This window comes from Pseudomonas alvandae, assembly GCF_019141525.1.
GTDB lineage: Bacteria > Pseudomonadota > Gammaproteobacteria > Pseudomonadales > Pseudomonadaceae > Aquipseudomonas > Aquipseudomonas alvandae.
The window spans coordinates 2,317,877-2,344,472 of the sequence record NZ_CP077080.1 but is presented as its reverse complement, the minus strand read 5'-3'; the positions used below and the strand labels follow the sequence as shown (position 1 = coordinate 2,344,472).

The 26,596-nt window shown below is 61.1% G+C and carries 16 protein-coding genes and 1 pseudogene; 10 read left to right on the top strand and 7 right to left on the bottom strand.

Annotated features, from left to right (window positions below; all coding sequences use genetic code 11):
- Window positions 1–82: 82 nt before the first annotated feature.
- Both KSS97_RS10490 and KSS97_RS10485 read left to right on the top strand, forming a co-directional pair.
- Window positions 83–238 (top strand): annotated as a pseudogene (locus KSS97_RS10490) (TolC family protein); the annotation flags it as partial.
- Between the two features lie 577 nt (window positions 239–815).
- Entirely contained in the window at window positions 816–1,142 is a 327-nt protein-coding gene (locus KSS97_RS10485; protein WP_198798276.1) for a DUF6124 family protein, read from the top strand.
- A gap of 197 nt (window positions 1,143–1,339) precedes the next feature.
- On the opposite strand, the gene pvdP is transcribed toward KSS97_RS10485, so the two are convergent.
- Window positions 1,340–2,956: a pyoverdine maturation tyrosinase PvdP gene (gene pvdP / locus KSS97_RS10480; RefSeq protein ID WP_217861584.1), complete on the bottom strand. Its 1,617-nt coding sequence runs from the start codon at window positions 2,954–2,956 to the stop codon at window positions 1,340–1,342.
- A gap of 259 nt (window positions 2,957–3,215) precedes the next feature.
- Here pvdP and pvdM point away from each other — a divergent pair, with 259 nt between their 5' ends.
- The 5 genes from pvdM (at window position 3,216) to KSS97_RS10455 (ending at window position 12,911) form a co-directional block, all read left to right on the top strand.
- Window positions 3,216–4,586 carry a pyoverdine-tailoring dipeptidase-like protein PvdM gene (gene pvdM / locus KSS97_RS10475; protein ID WP_217861583.1) on the top strand — a complete coding sequence of 457 codons (1,371 nt, stop codon included), beginning with the start codon at window positions 3,216–3,218 and terminating at the stop codon, window positions 4,584–4,586.
- On the top strand, window positions 4,583–5,863 hold the full coding sequence (pvdN, locus tag KSS97_RS10470; RefSeq protein WP_217861582.1) for a pyoverdine-tailoring periplasmic protein PvdN: 1,281 nt from the start codon (window positions 4,583–4,585) through the stop codon (window positions 5,861–5,863). The genes pvdM and pvdN overlap by 4 nt, the downstream gene beginning before the upstream one ends.
- Window positions 5,864–5,883: 20 nt before the next feature.
- Window positions 5,884–6,759: a dihydropyoverdine dehydrogenase gene (pvdO, locus tag KSS97_RS10465; protein WP_198797787.1), complete on the top strand. Its 876-nt coding sequence runs from the start codon at window positions 5,884–5,886 to the stop codon at window positions 6,757–6,759.
- 327 nt (window positions 6,760–7,086) lie between these two features.
- The gene (locus KSS97_RS10460; protein WP_217861581.1) at window positions 7,087–8,745 is read left to right on the top strand and encodes a cyclic peptide export ABC transporter; all 1,659 of its coding nucleotides are present in this window, start codon (window positions 7,087–7,089) and stop codon (window positions 8,743–8,745) included.
- Between the two features lie 38 nt (window positions 8,746–8,783).
- Complete coding sequence (locus KSS97_RS10455; protein ID WP_217861580.1) at window positions 8,784–12,911, top strand: non-ribosomal peptide synthetase; 4,128 nt, start codon at window positions 8,784–8,786, stop codon at window positions 12,909–12,911.
- Window positions 12,912–13,049: 138 nt separating this feature from the next.
- Here KSS97_RS10455 and KSS97_RS10450 read toward each other — a convergent pair whose 3' ends face one another.
- On the bottom strand, window positions 13,050–15,089 hold the full coding sequence (locus KSS97_RS10450; RefSeq protein ID WP_198797790.1) for an oxidoreductase: 2,040 nt from the start codon (window positions 15,087–15,089) through the stop codon (window positions 13,050–13,052).
- Window positions 15,090–15,324: 235 nt separating this feature from the next.
- Between KSS97_RS10450 and KSS97_RS10445 the strand changes: the two genes are divergently transcribed.
- The 3 genes from KSS97_RS10445 to KSS97_RS10435 all read left to right on the top strand — a co-directional run bounded on the left by KSS97_RS10445 (window position 15,325) and on the right by KSS97_RS10435 (window position 18,816).
- Window positions 15,325–16,542: a DUF3422 domain-containing protein gene (locus KSS97_RS10445; protein ID WP_030140028.1), complete on the top strand. Its 1,218-nt coding sequence runs from the start codon at window positions 15,325–15,327 to the stop codon at window positions 16,540–16,542.
- Window positions 16,543–16,648: 106 nt separating this feature from the next.
- Window positions 16,649–17,776: a carbon-nitrogen hydrolase family protein gene (locus tag KSS97_RS10440; protein WP_217861579.1), complete on the top strand. Its 1,128-nt coding sequence runs from the start codon at window positions 16,649–16,651 to the stop codon at window positions 17,774–17,776.
- Window positions 17,777–17,778: 2 nt separating this feature from the next.
- Window positions 17,779–18,816: an AraC family transcriptional regulator gene (locus KSS97_RS10435; RefSeq protein ID WP_198797792.1), complete on the top strand. Its 1,038-nt coding sequence runs from the start codon at window positions 17,779–17,781 to the stop codon at window positions 18,814–18,816.
- Between the two features lie 298 nt (window positions 18,817–19,114).
- Here KSS97_RS10435 and KSS97_RS10430 read toward each other — a convergent pair whose 3' ends face one another.
- The 5 genes from KSS97_RS10430 to clpX form a co-directional block, all read right to left on the bottom strand.
- Window positions 19,115–19,972 carry a DUF2242 domain-containing protein gene (locus KSS97_RS10430; RefSeq protein WP_198797793.1) on the bottom strand — a complete coding sequence of 286 codons (858 nt, stop codon included), beginning with the start codon at window positions 19,970–19,972 and terminating at the stop codon, window positions 19,115–19,117.
- A gap of 224 nt (window positions 19,973–20,196) precedes the next feature.
- Window positions 20,197–22,068 (bottom strand): SurA N-terminal domain-containing protein, encoded by a 1,872-nt coding sequence (locus KSS97_RS10425; RefSeq protein ID WP_217861578.1) that lies wholly within the window; start codon window positions 22,066–22,068, stop codon window positions 20,197–20,199.
- 224 nt (window positions 22,069–22,292) lie between these two features.
- Complete coding sequence (locus KSS97_RS10420) at window positions 22,293–22,565, bottom strand: HU family DNA-binding protein (protein WP_008077714.1); 273 nt, start codon at window positions 22,563–22,565, stop codon at window positions 22,293–22,295.
- A gap of 149 nt (window positions 22,566–22,714) precedes the next feature.
- Window positions 22,715–25,111 (bottom strand): endopeptidase La, encoded by a 2,397-nt coding sequence (lon, locus tag KSS97_RS10415; protein WP_030140023.1) that lies wholly within the window; start codon window positions 25,109–25,111, stop codon window positions 22,715–22,717.
- A 162-nt stretch (window positions 25,112–25,273) separates the two neighbouring features.
- The gene (gene clpX / locus KSS97_RS10410) at window positions 25,274–26,557 is read right to left on the bottom strand and encodes an ATP-dependent Clp protease ATP-binding subunit ClpX (RefSeq protein ID WP_030140022.1); all 1,284 of its coding nucleotides are present in this window, start codon (window positions 26,555–26,557) and stop codon (window positions 25,274–25,276) included.
- Window positions 26,558–26,596: the final 39 nt, after the last annotated feature.

Below are 26,596 nucleotides of genomic sequence, written 5' to 3'. Positions count from 1 at the left end.
GGTGACGAAACTCAACCTACCGATGGGACCGAAGGAGCACAAGCCAGCAGATTCTGAAGTAGCTGTAGGCAATGGCGCAGGGCGTTACCAGGCAGGTGCCGAAAAGCTGCTCACCGTGCTCGAAACCCAACGCACGCTGTACGCTGCCCAGGACATGAACGTACAGTTGCGACTGGCGCGGGTGCAGGCGAGCGTGGCGTTGTACAAGGCGTTGGGTGGGGGTTGGCGGGGGATGTAGGCCTAAAACCCAATCTCAAGCCTAGTGACATCATGTGGCGAGGGGATTTAGCGAAACGTCGCACCGCCCCGCTGGGCTGCGAGGCAGCCCCAAACCAGAGCACTCAAAACATCTGACACACCGAGGTGTTGGCTAATGGGGCTGCTGCGCAGCCCAGCGGGGCGGTGCGACGTTTCGCTAAATCCCCTCGCCACAGATGAAGTTCTCTTCACAAATTGTGTTCGGCTTTGGTTCTGTTTATCCGGCCATGTAGGACTGCCGAGTAAGGCTACGTTGCCTTGCGTCATTGCCTACAACTGCGCCAGAATCCGCCGGCTTGTGCGCTTGGCTCGTGGCTTTTACTGTTCTCGGGTCGCTGATTTCAGCGATCGGGTTTGGTAGCCCGCGAGTCAACTAGGCGCAAGCGCCACCTCTTGCAGATGCTGTCTGGGCATCTGTTTCATGGTGGCCGTGCGCAGGGCGTCTTAGGGCGCGCCGGGTTCCTAGTGCTCCGGTCTACCAACCCGCGTACGGCCGCCACCCAATCGTTTGGTAGCGATGGTTTCGGCTCCTGAAAATGAATACTAGGAGTTACACCATGTTCAAAATTACCCCGAATCCCCCCGACGACGACGCCAAGAAACTCAACGAAGCCGCCGACCGCGCCCTCGCCTTTTACCTCGATCCAAAACCTGAAAAACCAAAGCTACCACCGGGCCAGTTGTTCACCGTGGCCCAAGGCGCGGACATGGAGTGCCTGCTGGCGAACCTCAGCGAAACCCTCGCCTCGGTCAATGTGATGGCCAATGAACTGGCCTTTGATTTGGAAGGGGCGCCACGGAGTTTTGCCCTGGGCATCCAGCAGATGATCGAGCTGAGTGAGCTACTGGCAAACCGCGCCCTAGACATCGCCGCACCGCGCTGACATATCTGAAGCCAAGCGATACCCGTGGCGAGGGAGCTTGCTCCCGCTGGGCCGGTCCGACGTCTCGGGCGCAGCAGACCCATAATCTTGCGGTCGCTGCGCACTGGAGCGCCAGCCCGGCCGAGCGGGAGCAAGCTCCCTCGCCACAAAAGCAGTCATTGCGCACAGCACCAGGCTCTGTCAGTTCGAGCCTGGGCTCACACCGGCCTGGCCTTGAGATTCCGCGCATACCAAGGCCTCTGCGGCACGCGGCGGAACAGCTTCGCCAGCTTGTCGTCATCGCTGCCAAACGTAATGCGCAACGCCAGTTTCATGGTTTCCGGATCCATCTCCACCGAGCGCCCGACCTGCAACCCCGGCGTGGTGCTGCAGCCGTGGGTGTCCGGGCCCAGCCACGGGTCGGCGATTTCCACCCAGCGGCCCGGGGCGAACCAGGGCACGCCGTTGACTTCGAGCCGGCTCACTTCGCCAGGATGAAAACGTTCGTGGGCACGGAACCAGTCTTCGAGGCGGTCGTCGATCCAGCCGTGGAAGGCCCAGAACACCGGGTTCACATGGGAGGAAAACGGATCGCCGAGAAAGTCGTTTTCCGGCTCGAACCAGCGCTGGGCAAAGTCCGCCTGATCACGGGCGAAGGGCACCGGATGGCCGTTTGACGGATCTCGCGGCACCGAGGCCCAGCGCATGTGCAGCCAGTCATGCAGGCCCAATTCCACTTCCGAACCGAACTGGCCCAAGGTCAGTTTCGATAGATAACGCGGATCGCGATAACGGGATTCCCAGACCTGGAAATTGCTGTGGTAGGTCTCGGCGGTCTTGATGTCGCTGACCCACTGGGCGTATTGCTCGTCGCCACGGGCCAGCCAGGTCGGTGGCAGCGCCGTCCCGTCGACGTTATCGAAATACCGGGCAAAGCCCAGGCGATCACGTTCCAACTCCGGTTGCGGCAACGGGAAGCGTGGCCATGACGGCAGCGGTTGGAAAGAACGCGCCGTGCCGAGCATATGCCGGTGCATGAAAAAGAAATCCACGCCCGAGCCGTTGCGATCCTTGCGCGGCCCACGGGCGTCACGCTCGTTGTCTCGCGGCCCGGGTTGCCAGCCGATGCCACGCAGGGCGTCGCGCTTGTCTTCGTCGAGGGTGTGCCATTTGTCTCGCGAGGCATGCCAGAGTTGGTGGAACAGCCGGTGTTCGGGCGACACCAGCCAGGCCAGCAGCTTCGGGCTCAGCGGTGTCCGTTCCCGGGCTTCGGGGAATCGCTGTTTGACGGCGACAAATTGATTGTCGAGTTCCGGCAATGTCAACGGGCGATCCAACCGCAACACTCGGCCGCTGAGGGTGGCCGGGCCAGCATTGCCGAAACCGGCCCAGACTTCGTCGAGGGTCATGATGAATTCGTAGTCCGGCGCGTCATGCCTGGCAGCGATCAAGCGCCAGCTCAATTGCTTCGGGTCGCTGCCAGCCAGGTCGCCCAGCACTCGATAACGCGGCTCATCCCCAGCGCGCAGGCGTTCGGCGGTATCGACGCAACCCACCAGGCCACGGCCCTTGTGGGCGATGTCGAGGAAGACTTCCAGGTTGTCGTTCGGCAAGCCGTCGAGGCCGGCATCGCGCCCGCTGAAACGGATCGTCCAGACGCCCCGCAGCGTGTTCGCCCGACGCTGTCCGGCGACGTCCGCCACATCGAAGGAAGCCTCGCCAGGGGTGATGGTCGGGTCCGGCCGGGTCAGTTCGCGATGCCCGTAATACACCGCAGGCACGGCGGCACCGGTCAGCGCCAGGCCTGCCATGAACCATCGTCGAGAAATCGTCATTGCCTTACCTGTGTTCGCCCTGGGGTGGGCTTTATCCAAGCTAGAACGATGGGCGTCCTGACAAATTTATAGAGGCTGTGAGGGCCTCATCGCGAGCAAGCTCGCTCCCACAGGTGAGCGCATTCCAAAATGTGGGAGCGAGCTTGCTCGCGATGGCGGTCTCGAGAACACCTAAATTTCCCGCCCGATCACTCGTTCCCCCCAGATAGCAAAGGCCCCCGCGCCTGTCCTTCCAAGGCGAACCAGACTGAGATCGGCAATGACAACACCACGTTCTAGAAAGGCTCTTTTCACCGGCGTGCCCCTGGCCCTGGCGCTGGTTGTCGGTGGCGGGCTCGCGGCCTGGGATCATTGGTGGCGGGACAACCCCGGCTACCCGGTCAAGGTCATGAAGGAAGCCCGGGAATTGCACGAACGGCTGCTGTCCTTCGACAGCCACATCACCGTGCCGCTGGATTTTGGCACCGCCGGCAACGAAGCGGACAAAGACGGCAAGGGCCAGTTCGACCTGGTGAAAGCCAATCGCGGCCACCTCTCCGGTGCCGCATTGACGATCTTCGGCTGGCCCGAGTTGTGGAACGGGCGCAATGCGCCACACAGGCCCACCGCCGGGTTCGTCGAGGAAGCGCGCAACCAACAGGAGGTGCGCTACAAGATCATCACCGGCATGGTCCGGGATTTCCCCAACCAGGTCGCCATCGCCTACACCCCGGACGATTTCCGTCGCCTGCACGGCGAAGGCAAGTTCGCGATTTTCATCAGCATGCTCAACGCCTATCCCCTCGGCCACGACTTGAGCCTGCTGGACCTGTGGACGGCGCGAGGCATGCGCATGTTCGGCTTCAGCTACATCGGCAACAACGACTGGGCCGACTCCTCGCGCCCGCTGCCATTCTTCAACGACTCGCCCGACGCCCTCGGCGGCCTGTCGGACATCGGCAAGCAAGCGGTGACACGCCTGAACGACCTGGGTGTGATTATCGATGTGTCGCAGATGTCGACCCAGGCCCTGGAGCAAGTCGCGCAACTGAGCCGCACGCCCTTGGTGGCCTCCCATTCCGCGCCACGGGCCATGGTGGACATCCCGCGCAACCTCAGCGACAAGGAAATGCAGCTGATCAAGGCCAGTGGCGGCGTGGTGCAGATCGTTGGGTTCTCCCAGTACCTGCGCCCGCTGACGCAAAAGACCCAGGACAAACTCAACGCCCTGCGCGAACGCTTCGACCTGCCGCCGCTGCCTAATCTGGCGATGGCGCTGATGCCGGGCGACCCGATCATCGCCGCGTGGCCGGAACAGAAATTCGGCGAATACGCCGGCCAGCTCTACGGCATTCTCGAAGAGGAACCCAAGGCCAGCCTCAAGGATTTGGGCGATGCCATCGACTATGCCGTGCGCAAGATCGGCATCGATCACGTCGGCATCAGTTCGGACTTCAACGAAGGTGGCGGCGTGAAGGGCTGGGAGAACGTCGGCGACATCCGCAACGTCACCGCCGAGCTGCTGACCCGTGGCTACTCCGAGGGCGACATCGCCAAGCTGTGGGGTGGCAACTTCCTGCGGGTCTGGGACCAGGTGCAGAAAGCCGCGAACCCGGCCATCGCCTCGGCGCAGAAGGCCCCTCAGCCATGAACGAGCGCCGGTTCTTTCTCAAGCAAGCCGGGGTCCTTGCCGCCGGCCTGTCATTGCCTGCCAGCCTGCCCGCCACGGCCAGCGCCGATCCAATGCCACCGCTGCCCAAGGACAAATGGGCGCAGCTGCGCTCGCTGTTCAACCAGGACCCGGACTATTTGCACTTCTCCAACTTCCTGGTCACCACCCACCCGCGCCCGGTGCGCGAGGCCATCGAGCGGCACCGCGCCGCCCTGGATAAAAACCCCGGGCTGTTGATGGACTGGGACTTGGGCGTCACCGAAGCGCGCGAGGAAAACGTGCGGACCTGGGCCGGTCGCTACCTGCAAGCGAACCCGAAGCAGATCGCCCTCACTGGCAGCACCACCGAAGGCCTGGCGATGATCTATGGCGGAGTCCATGTACAACCCGACCAGGAAATCCTCACCACCGCCCACGAACATTACGCCACCCACACCATCCTCGACCTGCGCAAGCAACGGGACGGAACACGGGTGCGCAAGATCAAGCTGTTCGAGAACGCCCATGGCGCCAGCGAGGCGCAGATTCTCTCGGCCATCGACCGCAACATCCGCCCCGAGACCCGCGTGCTCGGCATGACCTGGGTGCATTCGGGCAGCGGCGTGAAGTTGCCCATCGGCAAGATCGGCGCCCTGGTGGACCAGCACAACCAGGGCCGCAGCGATGAACAACGCATCGTCTATGTGGTGGATGGCGTGCACGGTTTCGGCGTGGAGGATTTGAGTTTCCCGGAGATGAATTGCGATTTCTTCATCGCCGGCACCCACAAATGGATGTTCGGCCCACGGGGCACCGGCGTGGTGTGCAGCCGCAGCGAAGAGGTCAAGTACGTCACGCCGATCATTCCGACCTTCTCCGAAGCCACGACGTTTTCCACCACCATGACCCCGGGCGGCTACCACGCCTTCGAACATCGCTGGGCGGCGGACGAAGCGTTCAAGCTGCACCTGCAACTGGGCAAGGCCGAGGTCCAGGCGCGTATTCATGCGCTCAACAGTTACCTGAAAAAACACCTGCTCGCGCTGCCGCAGATCGAGCTGGTGACGCCGCTGAGCCCCGAGCTGTCGGCCGGCTTCACCTTCTTCCGGGTCAAGGATCGCAAGAGCGATGAGATCGCCGCCTACCTGATGCACAACCGCGTGGTCGCCGATGCCGTGCACCGCGATGCCGGGCCAGTGGTCCGCACCGCGCCGGGGCTGCTCAACACTGAAGCCGAGATCGATCGCTTCACGGCGCTGTTGGGCAAAACACTCTGATGACTGATCGAGAGCAATCGATGAACCGATTTTTATTGAAGACGCTTCCGGCATTGGCCCTCACCGCACTGTTGCCCTCCAGCGCCCAGGCCTCGCAGCCGGGCCAGGTGTTCCGCGACTGCAAGGACTGCCCGGAAATGGTCGTGCTGCCCACCGGCACCTTCCAGATGGGCACCCCGGAAAACGAGGTCGGCCGCGAGCCCGACGAGGGTCCGATGCACCCGGTGACGTTTGCCAAGCCGTTGGCGATCAGTCGCTTCCAAGTGCTCAAGGGTGAATGGTTCGCCTACCTGCGCGATACCGGCTACGTGATGCCCGATGGCGACAAGCGCCCCGGACGCGCGTGCCAGGCCGGGGTTCCGGACTATCAGGGCAGCGACCCGCGCAAGCAGTACACCGACCGGCACCCGGCGGTGTGCATGAATTTCGAAGAGGCCAACGCCTACGTGGCGTGGCTGTCGAAAAAGACCGGCAAGCCGTACCGATTGGTCAGCGAATCCCTGCGCGAATACGCCGCGCGTGGCGGCAGCACCGGCCCATTCCCCTTCCCGTTCGATGAAGGCAAGGACTACAGCATCGCCCAGCACGCCAACACCTATGGCGCCGCCGATGGCTACAACTTCACCGCCCCGGCCGGCAGCTTCGCACCCAACGCCTTTGGTGTGTATGACATGCACGGCAACGTCTACGAGTGGACCACCGATTGTTTCAACGAAAACTACACCGATGCGCCAAGCGACGGCAGCGCCGCGCTGACGGGCAACTGCAAGGTGCGACGCATCCGTGGCAACGATTGGGGCGAAGCGCCGGTGTTTTCCCGTTCGGGCAATCGCAATGCGGTGTTTTCCGATGCCCGTGGTGACTGGCTGGGGTTTCGGGTTGCTCGGGATATGTAGATCGGCAGGTCCACCCAAATACCTCTTTGGACATGGTGGCCCTGTGGCGAGGGGATTTATCCCCGCTGGGCTGCGAAGCAGCCCCAATGAAATCGCCGCGTGATCTCGGACTGATCGGTGTTGCCTGCTTGGGGGCTGCTTTGCAGCCCAGCGGGGATAAATCCCCTCGCCACAAATGATGTGGGTTAGATGGTTCCGCGTTAAATCCCCTTCCCCTCCAATCGTTCCATAGGTGGGCGCGCCCCAACCGGCGTGCCGCTGTCCTCCAGCCCATGCGGTGAAAGCCCGCGATGGCCTTCGACCTTTTCATCTAGCAGGGAAACCTCCATGAGCCAACCAAAACGCGGGGTGATCACCGAGCTGTTCATCCTGCTCAAACCCTTCCGGCTGATTGTCGCAGGCTCCATCCTCCTGGGCATGCTCGGCGGGCTGAGCATCACCGCCCTGCTGGCAACCATCAACGACGCGCTGAACGCCGATGCCGGGCCGACGCCCCAGGTGCTGGCTACCTTTGCCGGCCTGTGCATGGCGGCGCTGCTGACCTCGATCCTGTCGGACATCGGCACCAACCACGTCGGCCAGAACATCATCGCCAGCCTGCGCAAATCCCTCGGCCAGAAAGTCTTGCTGGCGCCCATCGAGCAGATAGAGCGTTTCCGCAGCCATCGGCTCATCCCGATCCTGACCCACGACGTCAACACGGTCAGCAGCTTCGCGTTTTCCTTCGCGCCACTGGCGATTGCCTTTACCGTCACCCTCGGTTGCCTGGGCTACCTGGCCTACCTGTCGTTGCCGATGTTTGCGCTGCTGCTGGTGGCGCTGGTGATCGGCACGGTTATCCAGTACGTGGCGCGGGCCCGTGGGATTCGGGGGTTCGAAGCGGCCCGCGAGGCTGAAGATGCGCTGCAAAAACACTACAGCGCCATCGCTGCGGGCGCCAAGGAACTGCGCATCCACCGCCCACGCCGCCAACGCATGTTCAGCCAGCGCATCGAAGCCACCGCCGAGCAGATCTGCGACACCAACATCCGTGCGGTCAACACTTTCGTGGTCGCCAAGACCTTCGGCTCGATGCTGTTCTTCGTGGTCATCGGCCTGGTCCTGGCCCTGCAATCGCTGTGGCTGGGCACCGACAAAGCGGTACTCAGCGGTTTCGTGCTGGTGTTGTTGTACATGAAGGGGCCGCTGGAATACCTGGTCATGACGTTGCCGGTGATCAGCCGCGCCAACATCGCCTTCAAGCGCATTGCCGAACTGGCCGAGCAGTTTTCCTCGCCGGAACCGCACCTGCTGCTCAACGACGAGAGCGTGCCCAAGCCGACCATCCGCCAGCTTGAATTGCGTGACGTGCATTACGCCTTCCCAGCGGTCGACGGCAGCCAGGCCTTCGCCCTCGGACCGGTCAACCTGTCCATCGCCCAAGGCGACATCGTGTTCATCGTTGGCGAGAACGGCGGCGGCAAGACCACGCTGATCAAATTGCTGCTGGGCCTCTATGCGCCCCAGGGAGGCGAAATCCTCCTGGACGGCAAGCCGGTATCGGCGGCGGGACGTGACGATTATCGCCAGCTGTTCACCACGATCTTTGCCGACTACTACCTGTTCGATGAACTGGTGCAGGGCGACCAGCAGGTACCCGGGGACGCCAACCGCTACCTCGATCGCCTGGAGATCGGCCATAAGGTCTGCATTCGCGACGGTGCGTTCAGCACCACCGATCTCTCCACCGGCCAGCGCAAACGCTTGGCGCTGCTTAACGCCTGGCTGGAAGAACGCCCGGTGCTGGTCTTCGACGAATGGGCCGCCGACCAGGACCCGGTGTTCCGGCGGGTGTTCTACACCGAGCTGCTGCCGGAGCTGAAGGCCCTGGGCAAAACCATCATCGTGATTTCCCACGACGACCGTTACTTCGACATCGCCGATCAACTGGTGCGGATGCAGGCCGGCCGGGTGGTCAGTGAAAAGGCCCCGGCAGCCTTCGCCTGAACCTGCCCGACGCCAATGCCGTTTACCGCGAGAACACCATGAACGAACTGCTAGATGATGATCTGCTGGCGCTGCTGCTCGATGAGGTCGCCGACGACAGGCACGCCCTGGCCAGCCGCGGCAGGCTGGACCGCGCGCCCCTGTCTTTCGCCCAGCAACGCCTGTGGCTGGAACAACAGCGAGATGCGACCCGCTCGGCCTACAACCTGCCCCGGGCCTTGCGCCTGACCGGCGAACTGAATGCCGATGCCTTGGAAGACGCGCTGAATCGGGTGATCGACCGACACGACATCCTGCGCACCGCGTTCATCGAAATCGACGGTGCCGCCACCCAGGTGGTCGAGCTCAGCGCCTGCCTGACCCTGCATCGCGAAGACCTCACCGGGCTCGATCAGCCGGCGCTCTCGCAGCACATCGAGCAACACGCCCGGCAACCGTTCGATCTCACCCAGGCGCCACTGATGCGGGCGACCTTGCTCCGATTGAGCCATACCGAACATGTGCTGCTGCTGAACATGCATCACATCGTTTCCGATGCCTGGTCCAACACGATCCTGATGCACGACATGACCCAGGCGTATGGCCGGGCACTGCTGGGTGATCGGTCTGCGTTGCCACCGTTGCCGATGCAATACGCCGACTACGCGACCCACCAGCGCGGCGACTATCTGCACAGCGCTGCCTGCCGACGCAGCGGCGAATACTGGAGCCAGTACCTGGGCCGTGACTTGCCCACGCTGGAACTGCCCCAGGATTTCCCGCGCAGCGCGAGCCAGCAACACCGGGCCGGTCGCGTACACGTATCGCTGGATCCGTCGTTGGCGCAAGCGCTGGAGGTTTTTTGCCAACGCCAGGGGCTCGCGCCGTTCGTGGTGGCGCTGGGCGCCTGGCAATTGCTGCTGTCCCGCTACAGCCGCCAGGACGATTTCACCGTCGGCGTCCCCAACGCCAACCGCAACAGCCACGAAAGCCAGGATCTGGTGGGTTTTTTCGTCAGCAGCCAGGTGTATCGGGCGCGGATCGACTCGACCCGCAGCGCGTTGGATTTCTTACGGGCACTTCGCGGGCAATCCCTCGCTGCGCTGGAGCATGCCGATTACCCGCTGGAATTGATCCTCGATCAATTGGGCGCCAACCCGCTGTTCCAGGTCTTGTTCAACTGGCGCACCGGGTCACAGGCGGCGTCGCTGCCAAGCCCGGATCTGTTGACGTTGGAATTCCTCGACACCGGTGAAGGCCAGGCCAAATTCGATGTGTCGCTGGACGTCGACTATTCACAGCAGCAGATAGTCGCGACGTTCGAGTACAGCCGTGACCTGTACTGCACGACCACCATCGAGCGTATGGCCGACCATTGGCAGAATCTGTTGCGAGGCCTGATCGAGGCGCCCGACTGCCCTGTGGGCGAACTGCAATTGTTGAGCGCCGATGAACGCCGGCTGGTCCTGAACGACTGGAACCGCCAACCCACCCGACTGCACAGCGAAAACTGCCTGCACCGGATAATCGAAACCCATGCCGCCCACACAGGTGAGGCGATCGCCCTGACGTTCGACGGGCAGCACATGAGCTATGCCGACCTCAACCGCCACGCCAACCGACTGGCCCATCGGCTGATCGAGCAAGGCGTCGGTCCCGACGTGCTGGTGGGCATCGCCGTCGAGCGCACGCCGCAGATGATCATCGGCCTGCTGGCGATTCTCAAGGCCGGTGGTGCCTACGTACCGCTGGACCCGACCTATCCGGGCGACCGCCTGGCCTACATGATCCAGGACAGCGGCGTCCGGCAGATCCTGACCCAGGCCCACCTGCTTGAGTCATTGGCGTTGCCGGCTGGCATCGACTGCCTGCTGCTGGATCCGAGCGATGCCGATAGCGCCTGGCCTGAGCACAATCCCAACGTGTCCATGGATCCGGACAACTTGGCTTACGTGATCTACACCTCTGGTTCAACCGGCAAACCCAAGGGCGCCCTGCTCGCGCACCACAACGTCAGCCGGCTGTTTCGGGCCACCGAACAGTGGTTCGGTTTCGACCGGCAGGACGTGTGGTGCCTGTTTCACTCCTACGCCTTCGACTTTTCCGTGTGGGAGATCTTCGGCGCGCTGCTGCACGGTGCTCGGTTGGTCATCGTGCCCCACGCCGTGAGCCGTTCGCCCGACGATTTCTACGCCCTGCTGTGCCAGGAGAAGGTCACGGTGCTCAACCAGACGCCGTCGGCGTTCAAGTCATTGCTGCGAGTTGCCTGCGAGCCTCGGCAGCCCCTCGTCCATCAATTGCGCCAGATTATTTTTGGTGGCGAAGCGATCGATGTGCAAAGCCTGCGCCCTTGGTTCGAACGTTTCGGTGACCAGGCGCCGCAGTTGGTCAACATGTATGGCATCACCGAAACCACCGTTCATGTCACCTGGCGGCCACTGTCGATGGCGGACTTGCACGGCGAGGCCGCCAGCCCCATCGGCGAGCCCATCGTCGATCTGTCCTGGTATCTGCTCGATGCGCACCTGAACCCGGTGCCCAAGGGTTGCGTCGGTGAGCTGTATATCGGCCGAGCCGGCCTGGCCCGTGGTTATCACCAGCGCGCCGATCTCACCGCCAGCCGTTTCATTCCCGACCCGTTCGACCCGCTGCCGGGTGGACGCCTGTACCGCACCGGGGACCTGGCCCGCTACCTCAGCGACGGCAGCATCGAGTACATCGGGCGCCTGGATCATCAGGTCAAGATCCGCGGCTTCCGCATTGAACTGGGCGAGATCCAGGCGCGCCTGCAAATGCTGCCGGGTGTGGGTGATGGTGTGGTGCTGACCCACGACGGCCCGGGTGGCCTGCAATTGGTCGCCTACGTCATTCCGACACAACCGACCACGGCCGAGTTGCGCGAAAACCTGCTGGCCGCGCTCAAGGCGCAATTGCCGGACTACATGGTGCCCAGCCATCTGCTGTTCATCGATCACCTGCCGCTCAATGCCAATGGCAAGCTCGACCGCAAGGCCTTGCCCGAACCCGATGCCGCGCTCCGGCATACGAACTACGTGGCCCCCCGCACGCCGTTGGAGGAAGCCTTGGCGCAACTCTGGCAGCAATCCTTCAAGGTCGAACGCGTGGGTATCAGCGACAGCTTCTTTGAACTGGGCGGGCATTCGATCCTGGCGATCGAGCTGATCGCCAAGCTCAAGGCGAGCCTGAACATCACCGTACGGCTGCAAGAATTGCTGGCCAACCCGAGCATCGCCGAGCTGGCCCTGTTCATTTCGCAGAAACATCGTGAGCAGACGCAGTGCCTCGTCGCCCTGAACAACGCCCCCGCGAGCGCACCGCAGCTGTTTTGCCTGCACCCCAGCGGTGGCATCGTGTTTTGCTATCAACCGCTGGCGCGCAAACTGCAAAACCGGGCACGCACTGTCGGCGTCATGCACCGCGGCTTCAGCGAACCCCATGCAGGCCCCGAGGCCTGGCGCGAGATGATCGCCGACTACAGCAAGGAAATCGTCGCCGCCCAACCGCAAGGTCCCTATTACTTGATGGGCTGGTCCTTGGGCGGGACGATCGCGTTCGACATCGCGGCGATGCTGGAAAGCCAGGGGCACACCGTTGGTTTTCTGGGGTTGGTGGACAGCACGATTCCGGAACGTTTGTATCCCTCAGGCTTGCCGCGTCATCGGCATTTGGCGGGTGACGGAAAAGACGATGCCGCCTCCCAGGATCTGCTTGAAGCGATTGAATACTTCGACCTGCTGTTCCCTTCGCTGACGGAGCGCACGGCGGCTTATCGACGGGAACACCCTGGCGGTTCGGTCAAGGCCTTCCACGAGTGGGCGGCCGGCCAGATCGAGCCTGGGCGAGGCGACCTGTTGTCGATCGTGCAGAGCGTCAAGGAAGAGGTCATGAACGCCCAGGCGTTCTCGGTGCATGATCGGTTGCTGGAGGCGTTTGAGGGGTTCAGCTTCAAGCCGGTTCAGGTACGGCCCAGTTGCTGGTGGACACGGGCGGAGAAAACCGCCGAGGAATTGGCATTCTGCGAAGCCCTGCTGATGGAACACAGCCTGAGGGGTGAGCTGCGATGCTCGGTGCATTCGCCGTTGCGCCATAGAAGCATGATCTTTGATGAGGCGTTGCTCGACTCGCTGGTCGAGGCTTTTCTGGCCAGTACGGTAGAAGGAGAATAGCCCCTCTGGTCCTATAGAACCTGTGGGAGCGACCCTGCTCGCGAAGAAGCTAGCACACTCAATATCTTCATTGACTGTGACACTGCCTTTCGCGAGCAGGCTCCCTCAGGAGATCCGGATGTCTACAGGCTTCGCGCCTTACAACTGCGCCGCGAGCCGCGAACCCTGGTCGATGGCACGCTTGGCGTCCAGTTCCGCCGCCACATCGGCACCGCCGATGAGATGGACAGTCTGCCCAGCCGCTTCCAGGCCTTCCTGCAATTCGCGCAGCGGATCCTGCCCGGCGCAGATGACGATGTTGTCCACCGGTAGCACTTGCGGCTCGCCCGTCTCGCCAATGCGAATGTGCAGGCCCTCATCGTCGATCTTCAGGTATTCGACGCTGTTGAGCATCTGCACCTGCTTGTTCTTCAAGCCGGTGCGATGAATCCAGCCGGTGGTCTTGCCCAGGCCATCGCCGACCTTGGACTTCTTGCGCTGCAACAGGAACACCTGGCGCGCCGGAGCATGGGGCTCGGCCTTTATCCCGGCGACACCGCCACGCGCCTGGAGGTGGGTATCGATCCCCCATTCCTTCCAGAACGCCTCGCGGTCCTGACTGGTCGCAACACCTTGATGGACCAGGAATTCCGACACGTCAAACCCAATCCCGCCGGCACCAATCACCGCGACACTGCGGCCAACCGGCTTGCGTTCGAGGATCACGTCCAGGTAACTCAGCACCTTGGGATGTTCCACCCCCGGGATCGCCGGTACACGCGGCGCAATGCCGGTCGCCAGGATGATTTCGTCGTAACCGCCGGCCACCAACTGCGCCACATCGACGCGGGAATCGAGGCACAGCTCGACGTGGGTGGTCTGCAACTTGCGCTTGAAGTAGCGCAGGGTTTCAAAGAACTCTTCCTTGCCCGGCACACGCTTGGCGACATTGAACTGACCGCCTATTTCGCTGGCGGCATCGAACAATGTCACCTGATGCCCCCGTTCGGCCGCCACGGTAGCTGCGGACAACCCGGCAGGACCGGCGCCGACCACGGCGATTTTCTTCACCTGGGTGACCGGCAGGTAATTGAGCTCAGTCTCATGGCACGCCCGCGGATTCACCAGGCAACTGGTGAGCTTGCCGCCAAACGTATGGTCCAGGCAGGCCTGGTTGCAGCCGATGCAGGTATTGATCTCGTCCGCCCGGCCTTCGGCGGCCTTGTTGACGAATTCCGGGTCCGCGAGGAAGGGCCGCGCCATGGACACCATGTCGGCATCGCCTTCCGCCAGGATCCGCTCGGCCACGTCAGGCGTGTTGATACGGTTGGTGGTAATCAGCGGAATGCCCACCGAGCCACGCAGCTTGGCGGTGACTTTACTGAACGCTGCCCGCGGCACCTTGGTGGCGATGGTGGGAATCCGCGCCTCGTGCCAACCGATACCGGTGTTGATGATCGTAGCACCGGCCTGTTCGATGGCCTGGGCCAATTGAACGATCTCATCCCAAGTGCTGCCGCCTTCCACGAGGTCGAGCATCGACAGGCGGAAGATGATGATGAAATTGGGGCCGACCGCCTCGCGTACGCGGCGCACGATTTCCACCGGCAGGCGCATGCGGTTTTCATAGCTGCCGCCCCAGCGGTCGGTCCGGTGGTTGGTGTGGGCCGCCAGGAACTGGTTAATGAAGTAGCCTTCCGAGCCCATGATCTCGACACCGTCGTACTCGGCCTTCTGGGCCAGCACCGAACAGGTGACGAAATCGCTGATCTGTTTCTCGATGCCCTCTTCGTCCAGCTCCTTGGGCTTGAACGGGTTGATCGGTGCCTGGATCGCGCTCGGTGCCACCTGCTTGGGGCTATAGGCATAGCGGCCGGCGTGAAGAATCTGCATGCAGATCTTGCCCCCCGCCTCATGCACTGCCCGGGTAACGATCTGGTGCTTGAGGGCTTCTTCCTCGGTGGTCAGCTTGGCCGCGCCGGAATAAACGCCACCTTCATCGTTAGGCCCGATCCCGCCGGTCACCATCAGGCCCACGCCGCCGCGGGCGCGCTCGGCGAAATACGCCGCCATGCGCTCGAAGCCACCCGGCTTCTCCTCGAGACCGGTGTGCATCGACCCCATCAGGGTGCGGTTGCGCAACGTAGTAAAGCCGAGGTCCAGCGGGGCCAGCAAATGCGGGTAATGAGGGGCGGTCATCGGTAACTCCACTTCGGGCGATCACGGGAAATGCGGAAGCTCTTCGGCCTCCATCGTCTTGCTCGACAGCGTAAGAGCCGGGGTGCAGGCGCTCAATGACCGTAACTGACAAGTTAATGATCCAAATGCGCAGCGACGTCCGGCGATGGTCGTGACTTGCGGCAAAGAGCGCGAGTCCTATGGAAGCTGGCAGGTGCTCTACCCAACAATAACGCCAACCACACGGTCGCCTCGCATGCATCCCCAACGAAAAGAACTGCACAACGAATTGCACGCCCGCCCGTCACTGTATTTCGACGAACCGGCCCACGTCTTTCACTTGGCCTTGCTGGGTGACAACGTCCGATGCGAAAAGCTGCTCGGGCAGTTGTGCCCCGACACGGTGGCGAGCGAGGCCGCACAGGGCATCACCCGGCTGGACGGGCATCCTCTGAAGTGGGAGCGCCACACCGAATTCTTCACCCTGACCCTGGTCGTTGCGGCGGGCAGCCATGCGCTGCAGTGGGCCGCCTTGCCCGAGTGCCTGGCGCGGGGCATCGAAGAACACCGCGAGCACATCATCAACGCCGTTCAGGTGCTGGTGCGCGGCGAAGCAGGACTCGACCTGGCCAGCTACGGCTTCAAGGACCCGTGCGGCTCCAGTGTCGGCGGCGGCGATGCCGTGGTCTGGAGCGACTTTCGACTGACCGAGGACGGTACCAATCGCTTGCTGTTCATCAATCGAAAACTCAACGCCTACCGCCAGGGACGGATGATCCGGCGGCTGTTGGAAATCGAAACCTATCGCATGATGGCGTCGTTGTCGCTGAGCACCGCCAAGGCACTGGACCCGCAACTGAATGAGTTCGATCGCACCCTCGTGGCGCTTTCCGAGCGCAATGCAAACGCCAGCGGTGTGCATGCCAAGGCCTTGCTGGAAGATATCACCCAACTGTCCCGCCAGGTCGTCAGCAGTACCGTCAAGAATCGCCACCGGTTCAGCGCTACCCGAGCCTATGCGCAACTGGTCTTCGAACGCCTGGGCGAGTTGCGGGAAAGCCACCTGGGTGACTGTCAGCGATTGGGCGTGTTCATCGAGCGGCGCTTCAAACCGACGGTGCGGTATTGCGCCGCCACCGAACAGCGTCTTGAACAACTGGCCATGAGCGTTGCCAACCTGGGCGACCTGCTGCAAGCCCGTGTACAGGTCGAGATGGAGGACCAGAACGCGGAAATCCTGCGCAGCCTCAACGCCCGCGCTGACGCACAAATCAAGATTCAACGTGCCGTGGAAGGTTTATCCATCATCGCCATCACCTACTACCTGATCAACTTGTTCAAACTGGTCTATAGCGGGCTGCATACGCTGGGGGCGAATCTGTCTGCCCGTGACGCGCTACTGGGCATGGCGCCGCCGGTATTGTTGATCATGCTGCTGATCATGCTTCGCATCAGGAAGGCCAAGAGTCACTAGGGCGATGTCCGGTGGACACCCTTTCGCTAATCCATTGTTTTCCGTACCCTGCCAAGTGACTCTTGATGAAAAATCACGATCCTGTACGCGGCGACCGACTGTTCTCATGCGCAAATTTCTGTACCTGCTGTTCTCCCTGGCGTTGTTGGCCGTCCTGATCACCTACGCCTCGTGGACAGCAGACCGCCCGATGGGCCATTACCTGTCGGATCTGCGGATCAACCTGGCGGTCGACCAAGGCACCCCCGCCGATCGAGGCAACCTGCTGGGTATCCAGCCTGAATTATTCCCCACCGACTACCAGAGCCCCGAACGCTTGCATCGAAAGCTCGCGGCCTACCTGCAAACCGCTCGCGACCAAGGCTTTCTCAACGACAAGACCATCGTGGTCCTGCCCGAGCACATCGGTACCTGGTTGATGGTCAGCGGTGAAAAAGACGAGGTGTACCAGGCACCGACCTTGAAACAAGCCATGCATTGGCTGGCGCTCAGCAACCCGCTGGCGTTCCTTCGCGCGTTGGCCGCCGCCCAGGGCGACAACCGCCTGGACGATGCGTACCTGCGCATGAAGGCAGGCGCCATGGCCCGCGACTATCAAATCCTGTTCGGCGGGCTCGCCAGGGAATTCAACGTAACGCTGGTGGCCGGTTCCATCGTCCTGCCCGAGCCCAGCGTCAATGAAGGCGAACTGACCGTCGGGCGCGGCGCCCTGTACAACAGCAGCCTGGTGTTCGGCCGCGACGGCCGCCCCATCGGCCAGCCCCAGCGTCAACGCTATCCGGCCTTTGACCAGCAGGACGTGCTGCAGGCCGAGCCAGACGCCACGCATGTGATAGAAACGCCCGCTGGACGCCTGGGCGTGCTGATCGGTACCGACAGTTGGTACCCGCTGCACTATCGGCAACTCAACGAACAAGGCGCGCAACTGATCGCCGTACCAGCCTTCGTCGTCGGTCGCGATGCCTGGAACAAACCCTGGAACGGCTATAAAGGCCTGACCACCCCGAGCGAAGTGAGCCTCAAGCCCGGTGAAGTGAACGAAGGCCAGGCCTGGCGACGCCTGACATTGACCAGCCGATTGCCGGTCAGCCAGGCGCGTGGCGGTGTCAGCGTGTTCCTGCGCGGGCAATTCTGGGACAGCGGCAGCGCCGGCCAGAGTTTCATCAGCCACGACGGCCAGCAATTCGCCGACGGCGAAGCCCGTGGCGCACGCCTGCTCAACCTGTGGCTGTGAACATGAAGCCGCAACCGATGCGCCTGGGCGACCTGTCCGTAGGTTTCGTCCACAGCCTCGCTGATGCAGTGGCCAGCCATGGGCAGGATCCTCTGCCACTGCTTGAACAGTACGGCCTCGATGCGGCGCGCCTGGCCGAACCCGGGGCTCGCCTGTCGATTCCGCGCTACATGCGCCTGGGTCATGCCGCGATCCAACTGACCCGGGATCCGGCCCTGGGCCTGCGCATGGGCCAGCTCAGCCGCTTGAGCCAGGCCGGGCTGGCCGGCGTCACCGCGGCGCAAGCACCTACCGTGCGCGAAGCCGCACGCTGCATGATCCGCTTCGAACCCCTGTACGGTTCCAACTACCGTGGGCAATCGAGTTTCCACGAGGACGCCAGAGGTGCGTGGCTGCGGTTCTATTCCATCAGTCCGTATAACGCCTATAACCGCTTTGTCGTGGATTCGATCATCGCCGGCTGGCTCCAACAGCTGTCCAGCATAAGCGACGTCCCGCTGCGGGCTGAACGTATCGAAATCGAATTCCAGGAGCCGCAGTACCTGGAGGCCTATCGTGTTTTAGGCGAGTGCCCGATCCAGTTCGGCGCCGAACAGAACCAGCTGCGCCTGGGCCTGGACAGTCTTGCCCAGCGCAACCGCCAGCATTGCCCAAGCACCTGGCACCATCTGGTCCAATTATGTGAGCGGGAATTGGAGCAACTGACACGAACCCGCAGCTTGCGTGAGCGCATCATCCAATTGCTGGGACCTTTGCTCAATGGCGGACGGGAGCCGGATCTCGAAGAAGTGGCCATGCGCCTGAAGTTGCCGACCTGGACGTTGCGTCGCAAGCTGGCTGAAGAAGGTACGCAATACAGGGCCATTCTCAACGACACCCGCCGAGACCTGGCCATGACGTACATTCGCGACACGGAACTGGCCTTCGGCGAAATCGCCTACCTGCTCGGGTTTGCCTCAGCCGAGGCGTTCCAGCGTGCTTTCAAGCGCTGGAACAACCAGACGCCGGGAGAGTTTCGTCGCAGTCGCAAGGGCGCTTGAGCGTCGCTCTTTGACGCATACCGCGGCAGCTACCTGGCCTACCTACAGCTCCGTCGCGTCTTCGGCGGGCTCCAACGGATCCAGCTCATACGCCTGATATTCCAGCAGCTCTTCCTGATAGTCATCCATTGCGTGTCCTTCCCAATTCGTTGAACCAGTGCCTGAAGGCCTGGAGTCAGCATAAGGCTGCTTTATGAACAAAACATGAAGCCGAGGCTTCATGAATTAAACGTAGCACAGCATCGGGAATTTAAAGCCGGGAGATGTAGCAAGGGATTACCTCCCTTGCCATAGCGCCTCAGGACGCAGGAAGTGGCTGGATGGGCTCGGTCGGCGCCGGCAGGGAACTGGCCGGTGGCGGCGTAATGGTTTCCGTCGACGAAGGTGCAGAGGACTCGGGCTCGCTGGGGGCAATCGGCGCGGGCTCGACCGGTGGTGCGACCGGCTCCGACACAGCGGGAGCGGGTTCGACCGGCGTCGCAGGTGCAGGGGCTGGCGTCGGTTCGGGTGCCTGCAGCGCCGCCGGCTGAGGGGCTGGAGGGGGAGCCAATGCAGCCGGTTCGGCCTTGGGCTCGGGAACGCCTAGCTCGGTTTTCGGTTTGTCGCCGGTCTCGACGGCTTTTTTTGCTTCCGGAGGCAGGAAGAGTTCCACCAACGTAAAGAAACGCTCGTAGAACTTGGCTGCCGACACGGTTTCGCTGGCCACCTTGACCATAGAATCATCCGAAGAGCCAATCGGCATCGACACAGACCCCAATACCCCCACGCCCAGGCTGGCGGAGTTATTGATTTTCTTCAGGGCATAACGGTCCTGCAGGGCATTGGCGAATATGGTCGCGCGATGTCCGGGGCCGCCGTCCTCGGCGCAGACCAGATTGAAACTGATCTCCATGTGGGTGTCACCGGTCTGCTGGAAACTCTTGTGACCGCTGACCAGCTTCGGATCGCTGCTGGTGATGATGTATCCCTGGCTGAGCAATGCCCGACGGCCCGCCTCACAGGTCGCCACATCAGTCACCGGATAAGTGCGCGAGAACGTGCCCGAATCATCAAAATTCTCGTGCTCGTAGATGGCCGTCTTCTTGGAGGAACAACCGGTTGCGACGGCCAGCAGCAATGCCAGCCCAACGGTGCGCATGTGAAGTGATCTGAACATTGAACATCCTGGGGAAAACATTCCGGCGCGTATTGTGCAACAGAACGCTGCCGGGCAGCTTGGCTAATCATGTCTCAAAGGGCTTACAAGTCTACGGGTGCTTCTCGACAGGAAAAAGACAAAACTCGACGAATCGACGAAACATCCCTATCCGTAGCAATACACAGATACAAAAAGACCCCGACCTTTCGGCCGGGGTCCTGACAAGCAAAACCTTCAGACCATCAGAAACGCTTGATGTCTGCCTGGCTTTCCAACTGCTTGCGATAAGCCGCGAAGTCCTGCTGGCCGACACGGGACGCCAGGTAGCGGCGATACTCGGTTTTTTCTGCCTCGGTCGGTGCCGCCGCTTCGTTTACGCCATTCAAGCGCAACACCGTCACGCTGCCGTCAGCCAAGGTCACGCTGGCAAACGTCGGATTGTCCTTCGACTCAGGCTTGGGCATGCGGAACAACGCCTGCAACACCGCAGGGTCAACACCCTCCTGGCCACGGGTAGCCGCTTCGACGGCTTTCCAGCCTTGGCCATTGACGGGCTTGTCCAACGCAGCCTTGCCATCACGCAGGCTGGCGATCAGCTCGTCTGCACGAGTCTTGGCTGCCGCGCTGGCGTGCTCCTTGGCCAACTGGGCGCGGATAGGACCGGCCACGCTTTCCAGCGGCATTTGCTCAGGCTTGCGGTGCTCCTTGGCACGCAGCACCACGACCGTTTCCGGGTCCAGTTCGATGGCGGTGCTGTTGGCGCCCTCCTCCAGGACTTCCGGGCTGAACGCAGCAGTGACTACGGCGCGGTTGGCCGCAATCCCTTCACCGCCTTCACGACCGAACGGCGCCGACGTATGCACGGTCAGCTTCAGGTCCTGGGCCGGTTGGGCGAGGTCCGAAGCTTCGAACGACGCATCTTCCAATTGCTTGGTCGCTTCAACGAAGCGTTGCTCCACCTGCTGGGTCTTCAATTCGCGAGTGAGCTTGTCCTTCAGGCTCGCAAAGGTCGGAACCTCAGGTGCTTCCACGCCCAGCAGCTTGATCAGGTGCAAGCCGAAATCGGTTCGCACCGGCGCCGATACCTGATCCTTGTTCAAGGCGTACAGCGCCTTTTCAAACTCGGGGTCGTAGACACCTGGCCCGGCATAACCCAGGTCACCGCCATTGTTTGCCGAACCCGGGTCCTGGGAGTATTCCTTCGCCAACGCCTCGAACGATTCGCCTTTGGCCAGGCGAGCCTGGATTTCCTCGATTTTCGCCTTGGCCTGGGCTTCGGTGACCTTGTCGTTCACTTCGATCAGGATATGCGCAGCCCGTCGTTGTTCAGACAGATTGGCGATCTCTTTCTGATAGGCCGCTTGCAAATCTTCGTCGTTGACGCTGACTTGGTCGAAGAACGACGCTTTCTTCAATTCAAGGTAATCGATGACAACCTGGTCAGGCGTCATGAATTCCTTGGCATGCTGGTCGTAGTAAGCCTTGACCTCGTCGTCGGTCAACTTCACCGCCGATGGATCTGCCTTGACGGTCAGGGTGGCGAAGTCACGCGTCTGCTTTTCCAGGCGGGCGAACGCCAGCACCTGGGCATCGGTGACGAAGCCGCTGCCGGCCAGGCCGGCGCGCAATTGGCCGATCAGCATTTCCTGGGCCAACATCTGGCGGAATTGCAAGCGACCATAACCCAACTGGCGAATCACTTGATCGAAACGCTCGGGGCTGAACTTGCCGTCGACCTGAAACTCAGGCGTTTGCAGGATCACTTGGTCCAGCGCGGCTTCGGAGAACGCGAATTTCGCGTCATGGGCACCTTGCAACAGCAATTTGCGATCGATCAGGCCCTTGAGCGCCGAGTCGCGCAGCATTTTTTCGTCCAACAACGAAGCGTCGAAATCCTTGCCCAACTGTTGCATGAGCTGGCGGCGTTGCATGTCGACCGCCTGGCTCAGCTCGTTCTGGCTGATGTTTTCGCCGTTGACCTTGGCCGCTTCGTTACTGTTGGTGGTGGCTTTGAAAATGGCATCGAAACCGGTCAACGCCATCAATGCGACGATGACCCCGATGATGGTCTTGGCAATCCAGCCTTGTGAATTGTCCCTGATATTCTGCAGCATGCGTCCCCCAGAAACGGTTGAACTTCAAATTTAGGCAACCGTGGAGCGTGGGTAGAATCCGGATAGAAGAAAGGCGCATCCGAGGATGCGCCTTCTCGTAACTGGCGGAGCGGACCGGGCTCGAACCCGCGAGCCCTGGCGTGACAGCCCGGATGTTACCGGACGCATTACCGCTCCGCTGCCAAGCCAGGCATGACCCCGACCCGGATAAACTCAATGAAACCTTAGTTAACGGCTTCTTTCAGCGCTTTACCAGCTTTGAAGCCTGGCTTTTTGGCAGCAGCGATCTGCAGCGTCTTGCCGGTCTGCGGGTTGCGACCAACACGAGCTGGACGGTCGGTAACGGAGAACGTACCGAAACCAACCAGAACAACAGAGTCGCCAGCCTTGAGAGCGCCAGTGACGGATTCGATTACAGCGTCCAGCGCACGGCCAGCAGCAGCTTTCGGGATATCAGCGGATGCAGCGATAGCATCAATCAGTTCCGACTTGTTCACTCTAAGTCCCCTTATATCTATTTTGAGATGATTCTAAGTTTTTTTGGTGAAAGCAAAAACGAGTGCTGAATGGCCTGCAGACACTTAAGAGCCGCTTTATAACAAGGGCTCTAAAAAACTGTCAAGGAAGCCCCCCAGGCAAATGCGTATTAATGCGTGCTAATTCTTTCCTTAGAGTCAGACTCTCGCTTTTCTTCCTTCGCGACAATCTCCGGAGCCACATCCGGCAAGGGCTCCGGCGCGTATTGCAGCGCAATTTGCAGGACCTCGTCAATCCATTTAACCGGTTTGATCTGAAGATCCTGCTTGATGTTGTCAGGAATTTCCTTCAGATCACGAACATTCTCTTCAGGAATGATCACGATCTTGATGCCACCACGGTGAGCCGCCAGCAGTTTTTCCTTCAGGCCGCCAATCGCCAGCACCTGGCCACGCAGGGTGATTTCCCCGGTCATGGCCACATCGGCCCGCACCGGAATGCCGGTCAGCGCCGATACCAATGCCGTGCACATGCCTACGCCAGCACTCGGACCGTCCTTGGGCGTCGCACCTTCAGGCATGTGGATATGGGTGTCGCGCTTTTCATGGAAATCCAGCGGAATGCCCAGGCTACGAGCACGGCTGCGAACAACCGTCAGCGCCGCAGTGATCGATTCGACCATGACATCCCCCAGGGAGCCGGTCTTGATCAACTGGCCCTTGCCCGGTACGACGGCGGCTTCGATGGTCAACAGCTCGCCACCGACTTGCGTCCACGCCAGGCCGGTCACCTGCCCGATCTGGTCCTGCTGCTCCGCCAGGCCGTAGCGGAATTTGCGCACGCCCAGGAAATGCTCCAGCGAGTCCGAAGTCACCTTGACCGCAAAGCGTTTCTCCAGAGCATGTTCCTTCACCGCCTTGCGGCAGACCTTGGCGATCTGACGCTCCAGGCCACGTACACCGGCCTCGCGAGTGTAGTAACGAATGATGTCGCGGATCGCTTCCTCGTCGAATTCCAGCTCGCCCTTTTTCAGGCCATTGGCCTGGATCTGCTTCGGCGAAAGGTATTTGACGGCGATGTTGATCTTCTCGTCTTCGGTGTAGCCCGGCAGACGAATCACCTCCATCCGGTCCAGCAACGCTGGCGGAATATTCATCGAGTTGGAGGTGCAAAGGAACATCACGTCCGACAGGTCGTAATCAACTTCCAGATAGTGGTCGTTGAAGTTGTGATTCTGCTCGGGATCGAGCACTTCGAGCAACGCAGATGCCGGATCACCGCGCATATCGCTGCCCATCTTGTCGATTTCATCCAAGAGGAACAGAGGGTTGCGCACGCCCACCTTTGTCATCTTTTGAATCAATCTTCCTGGCATGGAGCCGATGTACGTCCGACGATGGCCGCGAATTTCAGCCTCGTCACGCACGCCACCCAGTGCCATCCGAACGAACTTGCGGTTGGTGGCGTGGGCAATCGATTCCGCCAGGGAGGTTTTACCGACCCCCGGAGGCCCAACCAGGCACAGCACCGGGCCACGAATCTTTTTCACGCGTTTTTGCACGGCGAGGTATTCAAGGATGCGCTCCTTGACCTCTTCCAGACCGTAGTGGTCCGCATCCAGGATGTCTTCGGCACGCGCCAGGTCCAGGCGAACCTTGCTCTGGGCCTTCCACGGCACCTGGACCAGCCAGTCGATGTAGGAACGCACCACGGTGGCTTCGGCCGACATCGGCGACATCTGCTTGAGTTTGTTCAGCTCGGCCTGGGCCTTGGCAAGGGCATCCTTTGGCAGGCCGGCGGCATCGATGCGCTTCTTCAGCTCTTCGATTTCGTTATGACCTTCATCGCCGTCGCCGAGCTCTTTCTGAATGGCCTTCATCTGCTCGTTCAGGTAGTACTCGCGCTGGCTGCGCTCCATCTGTTTCTTCACGCGCCCGCGAATGCGCTTCTCGACCTGCAGCAAGTCGATCTCGCCATCGAGCAAGGCCAGTACGTGTTCGACACGGGCCGACAAATCGATGATTTCAAGAATTTCCTGCTTCTGCTCGATCTTGAGGGCCATGTGGGCCGCCATCGTGTCGACCAGGCGTCCGGGCTCGTCGATGCTGTTGAGCGACGACAGGACCTCGGCTGGCACCTTCTTGCCCAATTGCACGTACTGTTCGAACTGCGACAGCAGGCTGCGGACAAACACCTCGGATTCACGCTCCGGCGCATCGACTTCGTCGATCAGCGAGACCTCGGCACGGCAATACCCGTCCACTTCGCTGAAACGCTCGACTGCCCCACGCTGCTCGCCTTCAACCAGGACCTTGACGGTGCCGTCGGGCAGCTTGAGCAATTGCAGGACCGTTGCAATCGTACCTACGCGATAAAGTGCGTCTTCGCCGGGATCGTCGTCGGCAGGATTTCTCTGAGCGATCAGAAGAATCTGCTTATCACCCGTCATCGCGGCCTCAAGGGCTTCGATGGACTTCTCGCGCCCCACGAACAGCGGGATAACCATGTGCGGATACACCACGACATCGCGCAATGGCAGGAGAGGCAATTCGATGGTTGTCTTCATGATTTCGCCTCTACGGCGGCCATAAGGCCGTAAACAGATGGAAGTAAGCTTGAAACCAAGATGGGGGCAGCCTTCAAAAAAAACAAGCGCTAAGACACGTCTAAAACGCGCTAATAGCAAAGGGGCCCGAAGGCCCCTTCTTTTATTTCAACTGCGGGACACTCACGCGTCCGGTGCAGCCTTGGCAGCCGGCTCACTGTTTTCGTAGATATACAGTGGCTTGGACTTGCCTTCTATGACGCTTTCGTCGATGACGACCTTGCTGACGTCGGACTGCGACGGGATCTCGTACATCGTGTCCAGCAATACGCCTTCGAGAATCGAACGCAACCCACGGGCACCGGTTTTACGCTCCAGGGCACGCTTGGCGACGGATTTCAGCGCGTCGGAACGGAATTCCAGGTCTACACCTTCCATTTCGAACAGCTTGGCATATTGCTTGGTCAGGGCGTTCTTCGGCTCGGTAAGAATCTGCATCAACGCCGCTTCATCCAACTCATCCAATGTCGCCAGGACCGGCAGACGGCCGACGAACTCAGGGATCAGACCGAACTTGACCAAATCGTCAGGCTCGACTTCACGCAGGGATTCACCAACCTTCTTGCCTTCTTCCTTGCTGCGCACTTCGGCGTTGAAGCCGATGCCGCCGCGAGTGGAACGATTCTGGATGACCTTTTCGAGGCCAGAGAACGCACCACCACAGATGAACAGGATGTTACGGGTGTCGACCTGCAGGAACTCCTGCTGCGGATGCTTGCGACCGCCCTGGGGCGGAACGGAGGCAACCGTGCCTTCGATCAACTTCAGCAAGGCCTGCTGCACGCCTTCACCGGAAACGTCCCGGGTGATCGACGGGTTGTCGGACTTGCGGGAAATCTTGTCGATTTCGTCGATGTAGACAATACCCATCTGGGCTTTTTCCACATCGTAATCGCACTTTTGCAGCAGCTTCTGAATGATGTTCTCGACGTCCTCACCCACATAACCCGCCTCGGTGAGGGTGGTTGCGTCGGCGATGGTGAACGGAACGTTCAGCAAGCGGGCCAGGGTCTCGGCCAGCAGGGTCTTACCCGAGCCTGTCGGGCCGATCAGCAGGATGTTGCTCTTGCCGAGCTCGACCTCGTCATTCTTCTTGTCACGCTGGTTCAGGCGCTTGTAGTGGTTGTATACCGCTACGGCCAGTACCTTTTTTGCGCGCTCCTGACCGATTACATACTGGTCAAGGATGCCGCTGATTTCTTTGGGCGAAGGCAACTTATGCGCGCTGCTCTCGGCCTGGGCTTCCTGCACCTCCTCACGGATGATGTCATTGCACAGGTCGACGCACTCGTCGCAAATGAAGACCGAGGGGCCGGCAATCAATTTGCGTACTTCATGCTGGCTTTTGCCACAGAAGGAGCAATAAAGCAGTTTGCCGTTGTCCTCGCCGTTGCGGGTGTCAGTCATTCGATCGATCCAAATCCGATAGGCTTGCAACACAAGATG

Bases quoted from the DNA above. Each gene is read 5' to 3' on its own strand.
- KSS97_RS10455 (WP_217861580.1), top strand. From the start codon at position 8,784: ATGAACGAACTGCTAGATGATGATCTGCTGGCGCTGCTGCTCGATGAG.
- KSS97_RS10460 (WP_217861581.1), top strand. From the start codon at position 7,087: ATGAGCCAACCAAAACGCGGGGTGATCACCGAGCTGTTCATCCTGCTC.
- KSS97_RS10425 (WP_217861578.1), bottom strand. From the start codon at position 22,068: ATGCTGCAGAATATCAGGGACAATTCACAAGGCTGGATTGCCAAGACC.
- KSS97_RS10450 (WP_198797790.1), bottom strand. From the start codon at position 15,089: ATGACCGCCCCTCATTACCCGCATTTGCTGGCCCCGCTGGACCTCGGC.
- pvdM (WP_217861583.1), top strand. From the start codon at position 3,216: ATGACAACACCACGTTCTAGAAAGGCTCTTTTCACCGGCGTGCCCCTG.
- pvdN (WP_217861582.1), top strand. From the start codon at position 4,583: ATGAACGAGCGCCGGTTCTTTCTCAAGCAAGCCGGGGTCCTTGCCGCC.
- pvdO (WP_198797787.1), top strand. From the start codon at position 5,884: ATGAACCGATTTTTATTGAAGACGCTTCCGGCATTGGCCCTCACCGCA.
- pvdP (WP_217861584.1), bottom strand. From the start codon at position 2,956: ATGACGATTTCTCGACGATGGTTCATGGCAGGCCTGGCGCTGACCGGT.
- KSS97_RS10485 (WP_198798276.1), top strand. From the start codon at position 816: ATGTTCAAAATTACCCCGAATCCCCCCGACGACGACGCCAAGAAACTC.
- KSS97_RS10440 (WP_217861579.1), top strand. From the start codon at position 16,649: ATGCGCAAATTTCTGTACCTGCTGTTCTCCCTGGCGTTGTTGGCCGTC.
- KSS97_RS10445 (WP_030140028.1), top strand. From the start codon at position 15,325: ATGCATCCCCAACGAAAAGAACTGCACAACGAATTGCACGCCCGCCCG.
- KSS97_RS10430 (WP_198797793.1), bottom strand. From the start codon at position 19,972: ATGTTCAGATCACTTCACATGCGCACCGTTGGGCTGGCATTGCTGCTG.
- lon (WP_030140023.1), bottom strand. From the start codon at position 25,111: ATGAAGACAACCATCGAATTGCCTCTCCTGCCATTGCGCGATGTCGTG.
- KSS97_RS10435 (WP_198797792.1), top strand. From the start codon at position 17,779: ATGAAGCCGCAACCGATGCGCCTGGGCGACCTGTCCGTAGGTTTCGTC.
- clpX (WP_030140022.1), bottom strand. From the start codon at position 26,557: ATGACTGACACCCGCAACGGCGAGGACAACGGCAAACTGCTTTATTGC.